The 12,098-nt window shown below is 60.9% G+C and carries 11 protein-coding genes, 1 tRNA gene and 1 pseudogene; 5 read left to right on the top strand and 8 right to left on the bottom strand.

The window, feature by feature from the left end:
* A pseudogene (locus HMPREF2734_RS12170) lies at positions 1–186 on the top strand (HNH endonuclease); the annotation flags it as partial.
* Between the two features lie 44 nt (positions 187–230).
* Here the strand turns inward: HMPREF2734_RS12170 and HMPREF2734_RS04275 are convergent.
* Both HMPREF2734_RS04275 and HMPREF2734_RS04280 read right to left on the bottom strand, forming a co-directional pair.
* Positions 231–707: a ribose-5-phosphate isomerase gene (locus tag HMPREF2734_RS04275; protein WP_070422564.1), complete on the bottom strand. Its 477-nt coding sequence runs from the start codon at positions 705–707 to the stop codon at positions 231–233.
* A gap of 5 nt (positions 708–712) precedes the next feature.
* Positions 713–1,330 (bottom strand): mycothiol-dependent nitroreductase Rv2466c family protein, encoded by a 618-nt coding sequence (locus tag HMPREF2734_RS04280; protein WP_070451254.1) that lies wholly within the window; start codon positions 1,328–1,330, stop codon positions 713–715.
* 33 nt (positions 1,331–1,363) lie between these two features.
* Between HMPREF2734_RS04280 and pepN the strand changes: the two genes are divergently transcribed.
* Positions 1,364–3,751, top strand: coding sequence for an aminopeptidase N (gene pepN / locus HMPREF2734_RS04285; protein ID WP_070569520.1), 2,388 nt, complete (start codon positions 1,364–1,366; stop codon positions 3,749–3,751).
* Here the strand turns inward: pepN and HMPREF2734_RS04290 are convergent.
* On the bottom strand, positions 3,748–4,896 hold the full coding sequence (locus HMPREF2734_RS04290) for a cystathionine gamma-synthase (protein WP_070569535.1): 1,149 nt from the start codon (positions 4,894–4,896) through the stop codon (positions 3,748–3,750). The genes pepN and HMPREF2734_RS04290 overlap by 4 nt on opposite strands.
* Before the next feature lie 71 nt (positions 4,897–4,967).
* On the opposite strand from HMPREF2734_RS04290, the gene HMPREF2734_RS04295 reads away from it, so the two are divergent.
* Positions 4,968–5,918, top strand: coding sequence for a mechanosensitive ion channel family protein (locus HMPREF2734_RS04295; protein WP_070569538.1), 951 nt, complete (start codon positions 4,968–4,970; stop codon positions 5,916–5,918).
* On the top strand, positions 5,908–6,321 hold the full coding sequence (locus HMPREF2734_RS04300; protein ID WP_083308079.1) for a globin: 414 nt from the start codon (positions 5,908–5,910) through the stop codon (positions 6,319–6,321). Before HMPREF2734_RS04295 ends, HMPREF2734_RS04300 begins: the two co-directional genes overlap by 11 nt.
* Before the next feature lie 33 nt (positions 6,322–6,354).
* On the opposite strand, the gene HMPREF2734_RS04305 is transcribed toward HMPREF2734_RS04300, so the two are convergent.
* The 5 genes from HMPREF2734_RS04305 to HMPREF2734_RS04325 all read right to left on the bottom strand — a co-directional run bounded on the left by HMPREF2734_RS04305 (position 6,355) and on the right by HMPREF2734_RS04325 (position 11,912).
* Entirely contained in the window at positions 6,355–6,981 is a 627-nt protein-coding gene (locus HMPREF2734_RS04305) for a DUF8185 domain-containing protein (RefSeq protein WP_070569523.1), read from the bottom strand.
* Positions 6,982–7,386, bottom strand: a complete 405-nt coding sequence (locus HMPREF2734_RS04310) for an acyl-CoA thioesterase (RefSeq protein ID WP_070569526.1) — start codon at positions 7,384–7,386, stop codon at positions 6,982–6,984.
* An 11-nt stretch (positions 7,387–7,397) separates the two neighbouring features.
* The gene (gene ettA, locus HMPREF2734_RS04315; protein WP_070422571.1) at positions 7,398–9,068 is read right to left on the bottom strand and encodes an energy-dependent translational throttle protein EttA; all 1,671 of its coding nucleotides are present in this window, start codon (positions 9,066–9,068) and stop codon (positions 7,398–7,400) included.
* Between the two features lie 80 nt (positions 9,069–9,148).
* On the bottom strand, positions 9,149–9,769 hold the full coding sequence (locus tag HMPREF2734_RS04320; RefSeq protein ID WP_070569529.1) for a single-stranded DNA-binding protein: 621 nt from the start codon (positions 9,767–9,769) through the stop codon (positions 9,149–9,151).
* Positions 9,770–9,926: 157 nt separating this feature from the next.
* Positions 9,927–11,912 carry a bifunctional copper resistance protein CopD/cytochrome c oxidase assembly protein gene (locus HMPREF2734_RS04325; protein ID WP_070569532.1) on the bottom strand — a complete coding sequence of 662 codons (1,986 nt, stop codon included), beginning with the start codon at positions 11,910–11,912 and terminating at the stop codon, positions 9,927–9,929.
* A gap of 54 nt (positions 11,913–11,966) precedes the next feature.
* Between HMPREF2734_RS04325 and HMPREF2734_RS04330 the strand changes: the two genes are divergently transcribed.
* Positions 11,967–12,040, top strand: a tRNA-Arg gene (locus HMPREF2734_RS04330).
* Positions 12,041–12,098 lie beyond the last annotated feature (58 nt).

Raw genomic sequence — 12,098 nt, forward strand, 5'->3', positions numbered from 1 at the left:
GGGGAGACCAACCTTGCCAACTTAGTGCCGTTATGTCGGTTTCATAACGGGCGCAACGACGATGACCCGCGTGAAAACCGCTACGGGCGGATACAGATACGCGATGGGATACCGGTGTGGGTATCGCCGGGAGGGTCGGTCGTCGAGAAGCATCCGCCCGGAGCCATGCAACAACTCTTCACATAACGAAAAAGCCCGCCAAAAAGCGGGCCAATCGTCGTGCCTACACACTACTTCGCAGACGGAACCTCCGGCGCGACACCAGTGCGCTCATACTCCGCGAGAATATCGATACGACGCTGATGACGCTCCTCCTCACTCCACGGCTGAGCAACAAACGCATCAACAATCGCGAGCGCCTCTTCCTCGGTGTGCATGCGCCCGCCGATGCCGATGAGTTGCGCGTTGTTGTGCTCGCGGGCCAGTTTCGCGGTCTCTTCCGACCACGCCAACGCACAACGAGCACCCTTGACCTTATTCGCCGCAATCTGCTCACCATTGCCCGAACCACCAAGCACAATGCCCAGAGAACCCGGATCCGCAACAACAGCCTCCGCTGCGGCGATGCAAAACGCCGGGTAGTCATCCGCGGCGTCGTACTCGTGGGCGCCGCAGTCAGTCACCTCATGACCCTGCGCCTCAAGATGGGCCTTAATCTGATTCTTCCGCTCGAAACCGGCGTGATCTGCTCCAAGGTAAATACGCATAAGGCTTAGCGTACCTGCGGGGCTTCCGTACGGCTGCGCTTGAGCTCAAAGAAATACGGGAAACTTGCCACACCAACCGCATGGTCGAACAACTTCCCAGCATCCTCGCCCTCCGGCACACGCGTGATCACCGGGCCGAAAAACGCACTGTCGCCGAGCTTGACCACGGGGGTGCCGACGTCGTCGCCAACCTCAGCCATTGCCGACGCGTGAAAACCGCGCAAGGCCTCATCAACCTCGTCGGTATTCGCCACATCCGCGTACTCCGCGGGCAAACCGACCTCGGCAAGCGCCTCCGCAATAACACTGTCGTAGGCGCCGAAACCTTTCTTGTGATCCTGGCCGCCAGTGTGGATGATCGTGCCCATCGCCGTGTACAGCGCGTCGATCTTGTCCGGGGCATCCTGCTTCACTTTCGCGAACACACGCGCGGGACCCCAGTTCGCCTTCATCAACTCGGCATAGTCGGCAGGGATGTCACGGCCGTCGTTGAGCACGGAGAGCGACATCGGCACCCACTCGACCTCAACATCGCGGACTTTCTCCACTTCCTTCATCCAACGCGAAGTCAACCAGCAAAACGGGCAGGAAACATCAAACCAAAAAGTCACTTGCTCTTTCATGCCGCCCACAATAGCGCGTGTAGCCTGAGTCACATGAAGACTAATCTCACGCGTGAAGACGCGCAGTTGCGCGCAAAGCTCATTTCCAACGTTCGTTACGACATTCTGGTGGATATCACTGGCAAGGACACGTTCACGACGGTGTCGACAATCCAGTTCGATTCCGAGGCGGGAACGACGCACTTTGACCTGGTGGCGGAATCATTCGAGGCGACGCTTGATGGTGAGGCGACTGGCCAGGAGATCACGTTGTCGGCGGGTTCCCATGAGCTGCGGGTGACGTCGACGGAGCCGTACAACCGCACGGGCGAGGGTCTGCATAAGTTCACGGATCCGGTGGACGGCAAGGACTACCTGTACACGCAGTTTGAGCCGGCGATGGCGATGAAGGTGTTTGCCTCGTTTGATCAGCCGGATTTGAAGGCGACGTACAAGGTGGGTGTGAAGGCGCCGGAGCGTTACACGGTGATTCTGAATGAGGCGGTTTCACGCGAGGAAAACGGTGACGGCACCGCGACCTGGACCACGACGATTGATTACCCGCTGTCGACATACCTGGTTGCGATTTGCGCGGGTGAGTTTGAGAAGGTCACCGACACGTACGACGCGGGTGATGGCCGCACGATTGAGCTTGGTCTGTACGCGCGTGCCAGTTTGATTCCGCATATGGATTCGGAGCGTCTGTTCCGTCAGACGAAGGACGGCTTCGATTTCTACCACGCGAATTTCGGCCGCAAGTACCCGTTTGGCGACAAGTACGATCAGGTGTTTTGCCCGGAGTACAACATGGGCGCGATGGAGCACGTTGGTTGTGTGACGTACCGCGATGAGTACATTTTCACGTCTGAGCCGACGCCGTATCGTCTGGAGCGTCGCAACGACACGATTCTGCACGAGATGGCGCACATGTGGTTCGGCGATCTTGTCACGATGGAGTGGTGGGACGATCTGTGGCTCAATGAGTCGTTTGCTACGTGGTCGGCGGCGACGGCGCAGGTGGGTATCGGTGAGTATCCGGAGGCGTGGACGACGTTTGCCACGGTGGAGAAGGCGTGGGCGTATTCGCAGGATCAGTTGCCGTCGACGCACCCGATTGCTGCGGATGCGCCGGATATTGAGACGGCGGAGCAGAATTTCGACGGCATTACGTACGCCAAGGGTGCGTCTGTGCTGAAGCAGTTGCAGGCGTATGTGGGTTATGAGGAGTTTTTCGCGGGTGTGCGTAAGCACTTCGATAACCATGCTTACTCCAATGCCACGTTCGATGATCTGCTTGGCGCGCTCGAGGAGGCTTCGGGTCGCGACTTGTCTAACTGGGCTGAGCAGTGGCTGCGTACTACCGGTGTGTCGCGTCTTTACCCGGAGATTTCGGACACGTTTACCGTGGTGCAGGAGTCGCCGGTGTTGCGCGACCACCGTGTTCGCGTGGGGCTTTATTCGCTTATCGACGGCACCGTGCAGCGCACCCACCAAGTCGAACTCGATATCTCCGGCGAGCGCACTGAGATTCCTGAATTTTCAGGCGTGAAACACGATCTCGCCCTGGTGAACGACGACGACCTCACGTACTGCCTGATGGGCCTCGATGCGCAGCAGCAGCAGTTTGCCGTGGAGCACTTGGGCCAGATTGAGGATTCGCTGGCGAAGACGTTGGTGTGGTCTTCCCTGTGGGAGTCTGTGCGCGATGGTCGTCTGCCTGCTCGTCAGTATGTGGAGTTGGTGGCGCGTGAGGTTGGCCCGGATATGCAGGAGCGGATCGCCGCTCAGGCTACTGAGGCTGTGAAGCGCTACGTTGACCCGGCGTGGCGGCGCACCGGCTTCGATCTGTTGAACAAGGCGTTCCGTGGCCAGGAGCCGAAGGCGGTGTTCGACCGTGCGCTTGCCCGTCTGGAGCCGACTGAGGAGACGGTCGCTTACTTCAAGGATTTGCTGAAGACCTCCGAGAATCAGGAGGTTCGTTGGTTGGCGATCACGAACCTTCTTGCTGCTGGCGCCTTGCCGTTGGAGGCCATTGACGAGGAACAGGACGATACGTCGGAGGGTGCGATTTCGCGGTTGAGGGCGAAGGCGGTCGTCGATAAGCGTTGGGCTTGGGACAAGCTCATTAACGACGACCTGACCAATCTCGAGGCCCGCTACCTCATGGACGGGCTCACCTTCACCGACGCTGGGCTCGAGGGGTTGACCGACGAGTACTTCCGCGCCGCGCCGGCCCTGTGGGACCGTTTGACCAACGAGATGGCGCAGCGCACCCTGGAGGGCATGTACCCGCGTTGGGACGTCACGCAAGAGGCTGTTGAGAAGGCAAACGCCCTGCTGAACAGCGACGTCCCCAATGGCCTGAAGCGTGTTATCGCCGAAGGCCAGGACCGCTCCGCACGCGCTGTGCGCAACCGCGCGGCCGACGCAGCAGCAAATTAAAGCTGCTTGAGGGCTTGTTCGAGGTCGGCGATCAGGTCGGCCTCGTCCTCAATGCCCACTGAAATTCGGACCAACTCCCCCGGCACCTCGAGCGCCGAGCCGGCGACGGACACGTGGGTCATGGTGGCGGGGTGCTCGAGCAGGCTTTCCACGCCGCCGAGGGATTCGGCGAGGCAGAACAGTTTCGTCGACTTGCAGAACGTCTTGGCCTGCTCGGTGGTTTGGAACAGTACGGAGACCATGCCGCCGAAGCGGGTCATCTGCTTTTTCGCCACCTCGTGGCCCGGGTGTGTTTCGAGTCCCGGGTAACACACGCGGGAAACTTGCGGTTGGGCGTCGAGGTATTTGGCCACGGCTTCGGCGTTGTCGCAGTGGCGGTCCATGCGCACGGCGAGGGTTTTCAGGCCGCGGCCGGTGAGGTAAGTGTCGAACGGGGATGGGTTCGCGCCGACCCAGCCAAAGAAGAAGCGCAGCTGCTCGTGGAAGTTTTCGACGCGGTCGTCGCGTCCGCAGACGATGCCGCCGACGACGTCGGAGTGGCCGCCGATGTATTTCGTCGTTGAGTGGAGGACGACGTCGGCGCCGATTTCGAATGGTTTTTGCAGGTAGGGGGATGCAAAGGTGTTGTCGACGACCAGCGCTGCCTGCTTCTTCACTGCCGCGATTGCTTCGATGTCGACGATGTCTAGCATCGGGTTCGTCGGCGTTTCCACCCAGATGACCTTGGTGTTGTCTTGGACGGCGGCGGCGACCTCTGTGGGGTTGGTCATGTCGACGACGGTGTTTTCCACACCCCAGAGGGTGAAGACTTGTTGGATGAGGCGGTAGGTGCCGCCGTAGGCGTCGTTGGATACGACGACGTGGTCGCCGGGTTTGAGCAGGACGCGGAGGACGACATCGATAGCTGCCATGCCGGAGGAGTAGGCGACGGCGAAATCGGCGTTTTCAAGCGCCGCAACAGCTTTTTCCAGGGCGGTGACGGTGGGGTTTCCCACGCGTGTGTATTCGTAGCCGCCGCGGAGTTCGGCGAGGCCGTCTTGGGCGAAGGTGGTGGAGGCGTAGATGGGGGTGTTGATTGGCCCGTAGAGGCTGTCGGGCTCGTAGCCTGCGTGGATGGCGTTGGTGGTGAATCCGTAGACAGTCATGTGCACAGACACTAGACCAAGCGGTACACCCCTCGGTCATTTTTATGCATCGCGCGTACACTCGTGCGGTGATGGATACTCAAGATGCTTCTGAAAAGGTTGACCAAGCTGTCGAGGGCGTGGCGTCGTGGTGGAACAATCCGCAAACGCATGAATTGTTCATTGAGCGCCCGGTGAAGATCGTGCTCATTTTGCTGGTTGCAATTGTGCTGAATTGGCTGGCGAATGGCATTATTCGGCGTGCGACGCGCCAGGGAATTAAACGCTCGAATGTGTTGAAGTATGAGGGGCGTGATGCGCAGCAGATTCGTGCGCAGGAGAAGCGTCGTCAGCAGCGGATGAAGACGCTGGCCAATGTGGGCCGGTCGGTGGCTGCGATTGTGATTTGGGCGTGGGCGGTGCTTGCGGTGCTGGATCAGTTGGGGGTCAATGTTGCGCCGCTGATTGCGTCGGCTGGTGTTGTCGGTGTGGCGATTGGTTTTGGTGCGCAGTCGTTGGTGAAGGATTTCTTCTCCGGTGTGGCGATTTTGATTGAGAACCAGTTCGGGGTGGGTGACACGATTGAGGTCGGCGATGTTGTGGGTGATGTTGAGGAGATGACGCTTCGCATCACCACGCTTCGCGATATCGACGGCGCTCTGTGGTACATCCGCAATGGCGACATCGATCGGGTTGGCAATCACTCGGCCCGCTTCTCTACCGCGCGTGTGCAGGTGCCGGTGTCGTTGATGGTGGATCCGGATGAGGTGTCGCGTTTGATCGAAGAGACCGCTGTTGCGGGCTGCCAGGACAAGGAAGTCGCCGAGCTGGTGATGGGCACTCCGCGGATGTTGGGTCCGAGCGAGGTGACGCCGGATTACATGTCGTTCCGCGTGGAGGTGCAGACGATGCCTGGCATGCAGTGGACGGTTGCGCGGTATTTGAATCAGCGGATTTTGGCGGCGTTGCACCGTGAGGGTGTGGTGTTGACGCCGCGGGAGTCTGTATTGGTGAAACAGCAGGAGGAAAACGTTGGAGATTAGCCCGAAGCAGGAGCAGACGCTTTTCGACGCCGTCGGTGGCGAACCGTTCTTCATCCGCCTTGTCCGCGGGTTTTACGACCAGGTCAAGGAGGATGACCTCATTGGCCCGATGTACCCGGATCAGGATTGGGAGGGCGCGGAGAACCGTCTGCGCTGGTTCCTTGTCCAGTATTGGGGTGGTCCGCGCGAGTATCAGGCGCAGCGTGGCAATCCGATGTTGCGCAAGCGCCACTTCCCTTTCGCGATCGGTGAGCCGGAGGCGGATCGTTGGCTCGAGTTGATGGGCAAGTCGATGGAGCAGTTTGACGACGACGAGCTGCCCGAACCGTACCGCGCCCAGATGTGGAATCACATGCAGCGTGTGGCGTACATGATGATCAACCAGGGCCCGCGGGCCTATTAGTCCCAGCCCGGGCCGCCAGCGAAGCGCGGCCCGTTAGAACAGCAGGCCGAGTCCGGCGTTGCGGTAGACGGATCCGAAGGGGGCGTCTAGGCGGGTCCAGCGCCCGCAGCTGGATACGCGCAGGTGACGCGGGATCTCCGCGGGTGCTTCGAAGCCGGGGATGAGCCCGAGTGCGGTGCAGGCGAAGATCATCCGCATGGGGATCTCCACTGGGTTGTCGCTGTCGGCGTCTGCGGTGAGCACGATCCCGTCGAGCAAGGATTTCGGTGGGCCGGCTGGTCCGGAGAATTGGCGGGCGAGGTTGCGGCCTTCGTCGGCAAGGCGACGCGCCACGCCAACCGGCACCTGCTCACGCGCAACGAATCCGGTGGCGGGTGGCAGCGCCCCGGGCCAGGCGGTATCGCGCGCCGGCCCGACCTCCACCGAGCCGGACTGCAGCGCGGCAAGCAAGTCGCGGGCGCTGACGGTGCCGGTGTTGTGGGAGGTGGTGCCGGTGATTCGTCGAGAAGCAATGGCCTCGAAGGGCGTGGTCACGAACACGTCGAGCGCACCATCTCCGACCTCTTGTATGCGGGCGGAGGCCTGCGGGTCAAGGCCAACGGCGCGGCCGACCAGGGTGGTCAGTCCGCGCGCGCCGGTATCGATGTCGAGGGAGATCACCTAGTTGTCGGCCGCCTTGGACAGGATGCCGATCTCCTTCTTCGTGATCTCGCGCGGCGAGGTGGTCGTGGTATCAACCGTGACCTGCACGCACTCCACTACCGCGCAAGTTTTGCCCTGCGCGTCCTTGATCTCCTGACGGGTGGTAAATGAGGTGTTGCCCAGGTTGACCACTTGTGTCTCCACGGTCACTGCGGTGGTGTTGGGCAGGATCGGACGGACGTAGTCCACCTCGAGCCGGCGCACGAACACCACGAACTCGTGGCCTTCGGAGTAGAAGAACTTCTCCGCGAACGCCAGGCGCGCCTCCTGCGCCAGCTCGACATAGGCCGAGTTGGTCACGTGACCGTAGCGGTCAAAGTCGCTCCAACGCACCGGAATGGTGTGCACGTGGATTTCTGCCATGGGGTTTGCTCCTAACGGGTGAGCTTGCGGTGGGTGACGCGCGACGGTTTGGCGGCTTCCTCACCGAGGCGTTCGACCTTGTTCTTCTCGTAGTCGCCGAAGTTACCTTCGAACCAGAACCACTTGCCTTCTTCGACGTTGCCTTCCCACGCGAGGATGTGGGTACAGGTGCGGTCGAGGAACCAACGGTCGTGCGAGATGACCACGGCGCAGCCCGGGAAGGCCTGCAGTGCGTTTTCGAGGGAGCCGAGGGTTTCCACGTCAAGGTCGTTGGTGGGCTCATCGAGCAGGATCAGGTTGCCGCCCTGCTTGAGCGTCAGCGCCAGGTTGAGGCGGTTGCGCTCGCCGCCGGAGAGGACCTTGGACGGCTTCTGCTGGTCAGCACCCTTGAAGCCGAAGGCGGACAGGTAGGCGCGCGACGGCATTTCGTTCTGGCCGACGTGGATGTAGTCCAGGCCGTCGGAGACAACTTCCCACACGGTTTCTTCGGGGTCGATGTTTTCGCGGTTCTGGTCCACGTAGGAGATCTGGACGGTCTCGCCGACGGTCACGTTGCCGGAGTCCGGCTCTTCCAGACCAACGATGGTCTTGAACAGGGTGGACTTACCCACACCGTTGGGGCCGATGACGCCGACGATGCCGTTGCGCGGCAGGGTGAACGACAGGTCCTTGATCAGGACGCGTCCGTCGAAGCCCTTGTTCAGGTTTTCCACTTCGACGACCTTGCTGCCGAGGCGCGGCGGGGTCGGGATCTGGATTTCTTCGAAGTCGAGCTTGCGGTACTTCTCCGCCTCGGCTGCCATCTCTTCGTAGCGCTCCAGACGTGCCTTGTTCTTGGCTTGGCGTGCCTTCGGCGAGGAACGGACCCACTCGAGTTCCTTCTTCAGGCGCTTCTGCAGCTTCTGGTCCTTCTTGCCGGCAACTTCGAGACGCTCAGCCTTCTTCTCCAGGTAGGTGGAGTAGTTGCCTTCGTACGGGTAGAGCTGGCCGCGGTCGACCTCACAGATCCATTCGGCGACGTTGTCCAGGAAGTAGCGGTCGTGGGTAATTGCGAGCACGGCACCCGGGTAGGTCTGCAGGTGGCGCTCCAACCAGAGGACGGATTCGGCGTCGAGGTGGTTGGTGGGCTCGTCGAGAAGCAGGAGGTCCGGCTCGCTCAGCAGCAGTTTCGCCAGTGCTACTCGACGACGCTCACCACCCGACAGGTTGGTCACCGGCGCATCAGACGGCGGGCAGCGCAGGGCCTCCATGGCCTGTTCGATCTTGGAGTCGATCTCCCACGCGTCAGCTGCGTCGAGTTCTTCTTGCAGCTTGCCCATTTCTTCCATGAGCTCGTCGGAGTAGTTGGTCGCCATTTCCTCGGCGATTTCCTCGAAGCGCTGCTTCTTTTCAAACAGCTCGCCGAGGCCTTCTTCGACGTTGCCGCGGACGGTCTTTTCTTCGTTGAGCGGCGGCTCCTGCAGCAGGATGCCAACGGTGGCTCCTGGCTGCAGGAAGGCTTCGCCGTTGTTTGGCTGGTCGATGCCCGCCATGATCTTCAGCAGCGACGATTTACCGGCGCCGTTCGGACCCACAACGCCGATCTTGGCGCCTGGGTAGAAGGCCATGGTGACGTTGTCCAGGATGACTTTTTCGCCAATGGCCCTGCGGACGTTTTTCATCGTGTAGATGAACTCAGCCACTACGTTTCCCCTTTTGTTGGTGAATGCGGACGTTAAATACCGCAATCAGGGTACATCACGTGGCTGAGTACGACGCCCTCCTAGAACGGTGCCTTGGCGGCGCTGAGGTCTTCGGCGCTGTAGCGGGCCTCGTCGGTGCCGTCGGGGGCTCCGTCGGGGGCTCCGTCGAGAGCATTGTCTCCCCCATCGGCTTCGGCGGCCACCGGCTCGGCCGGGTCGACCGGGTCGGCAAAGCTGGGTGGTTGGCCGGTGAGCCGCTCGAACACGGCCTCGGCATCCATAACAGGTACCGCGTCGTGTCCGTCGAGGCTGTGTCCGGAGTTGGAGGTGCGCGCCGAGTTGAGCTGGTAGTGGTTCATGTCAAAGGCCACGTTGCGGGCCTTGAGCATGATCTTCGAGCGGGTGACGGCGTTGTTGCCTTCGCCTTCTTGCCAGAAGTCGGTGACCAGCGAGCCGTCGACGATGACGGGGAATCCCTTCTTCAGCGACGCTCCACAGTTCACGGCGAGTTGCCCCCAGCATTCAACGTCGATGAACAGCGGGTCGACGTCTTCCCAGACCTCTTTGCCGTTGTCGTCGGTGACGCGCCTTCTTTTCGACGACGCCAGCCTCATCTTGGTTACCGTCGCCCCACTCGCAAACAACACAAGTTTCGGATCGTCGGTCAGGTTGCCAATTAGGCGGATGGTGTTTTGGCTCATGGAAGAGCCCCCCCTTTCCATAGTGCGGATGATGGTGTGCGGGGTGTCGTCGTGAAGCAACGCCCTGCACACTTCGAGGTTCGCACGATTTTTAAAGCCGGTAAAGGGGGAAGCCGTTTCTGTGGATAACTTTGAAACCAGATTCCACAATCCGCTGCTAGGAGCGATTTCCGTACTGAGCGAGCATCTCGTTGTAGCGGCGCCATTCTTCGTCATCGGTCTCTTCCGCGCGGCGATCGGCCTCTTCCGTTTCGGCTCGGTCTTCGCGCAGCCACTGCATGAACAACTCACCGAAGACGATCAGCAGCGGGAAGGAGCCAGACGCCCAGGCGATGCCGCCGCCCTCCTTCTGAATCTGCGCCAGGTCAGGGTTCCACGGCAGTTCGAGGTTGTTGTAGAAGTCCTCGCCCATAACCACGCCGAGTTGCATGAGGTAAACACCCATGAACAGGTGGAACGGCATGGATACCCACAACCAGGCCAGGCGCGTTTTCGCGGTGGCGCGGCCCTCAATGTGGTCGGGGCCGATCAGCTCCCAGAAGTAGAAGTATCCGGACACCATAAAGACGGCGTTCATGATGACGTGGCCGGCGTGCTCAGAAATCATCAGCTCGTAGAACGGGATGAACACATACATGGCATAGAAGAACACCAGGAACTGAATGGTGGACACCGGCGGGAACGTCACGATGCGCAAGAACTTCGAGCGCTGGAAGCTCTCCACCCACATGCGCGGGTTGAACTCGCCTGCCGGGTACGCCTTGCCGATCAGCGTCAGCGGTGCGCCCAGCACCAGGAACACTGGCACGCCCATGGACAGAATCATGTGGACGGACATGTGCACCGAATACGACGCCGGCATGTGCATGCCCAATCCCGAGCTCAGCGTGACGACGACCGTCACACACCCAAGCAACCACCACACCGTCCGTGACGTCTTCCACCCGTCCACGCGGCGCACCAGGCGCAGGTAGTACACGGCAAGGAGAATCGCAATGACACTAAACAGCAACTCCGGGCGCCACAGGGTGATCCAGTTGGTCCAGGAGATCTGTTCAGAAAGGTTGTAGCCCATCTTCACCTGCATGCGGGTGAGGTTCGGGTCGAGCGGCGGCGGGGGCGGCGTGCGGCCAAGGGTCACCGCGAGGCCGGACACCGCAGCCATGATCAGGACTTCCACCGCTCCGAGGCGAGCAAACGCCTTCGGCTGGGTGTTCAGCAGCGGGATGGTGCGCTCGCGGTGGGCGTAACCAATGATGCCGAGCAGCACAATCGCCACCGTCTTCACGATCAGCACAATGCCGTAGCTATACTCCATCAACTCACTAATACGCACGCGCACCAGCGCGTTAATCACACCGGAAAGCGCCATAGCCAGAATGGAAAACAGGGCAACCATGGAGTAGCGGCGGGAGGCTTCGGTGAGGTGAGGGCCTCGTCGTAAAGCATGCGCTACCAGCGCCATCAACCCACCAACCCACAACAACATGGCCACAAGGTGCCAAATGAGCGAGTTAGTGCCAAAGTCGTGGGAGCCGCCCGTCGCCGAGTGGCCAGTCAGACCGATCGGCATGACCACCACAATCGCGCCGATGAACAGCGCAACCTGCGACCACCAACTCGTCGCAACGTAGCCACCGACGGCCACCACCGCCGCAAACGCAGCGACGATCAGCCACACGCGAGCCTCTTTCACCTGCTCCAAGGCCTGCGTCCAGGCGGCCGCCTCAAACATGACAGTCTTCATCGGCTGGCCCGACACATCCGACAGCACCAGCGGAATCATCAACAACCCAATCAGCACGATGCCCGCACTCGCGTGCGCACCAGTACGCGAAGCGATGTGCCCGTCCACCGTCAACTGCGCACCGTTGAGATCCTCCCCCTGCATGCGCGGCGGGATGAAGAATGACGACAGCATGAACGACCCCACCGCCAACGCCATAAGAATCCACGCCACACCGCGCAGCGCCGGCAAACCGAACGTGGTGGTCACGCCAGGGTCCGGAATACCGAGCGCCGCCAGCGACCCACCAGAGAACGACTGCGCCACCGCACCCGCGACCACCGCCGCCGCAGCGAGCGCGGCAAGATAGAGCGGCCAAGCGGAAACAACAGCAGGCTTTCGGGCAGTCTCAGTCATGCTGCATACCCTACTTTCGCCCGCGAAACGGCCATAACTACAATCATTCGCACTGCCCCCATAGCTCAGTGGATTAGAGCATCCGGTTTCTACCCGGCTGGTCGCGGGTTCGAATCCTGCTGGGGGCGCTTTTGCTTTTCTGGGGGTTGGGAGGGTTAAGCGACAAAATGTGTGTCTGCTATCGGC

The sequence above is a fragment of the Corynebacterium sp. HMSC055D05 genome (assembly GCF_001810365.1).
GTDB lineage: Bacteria > Actinomycetota > Actinomycetes > Mycobacteriales > Mycobacteriaceae > Corynebacterium > Corynebacterium coyleae.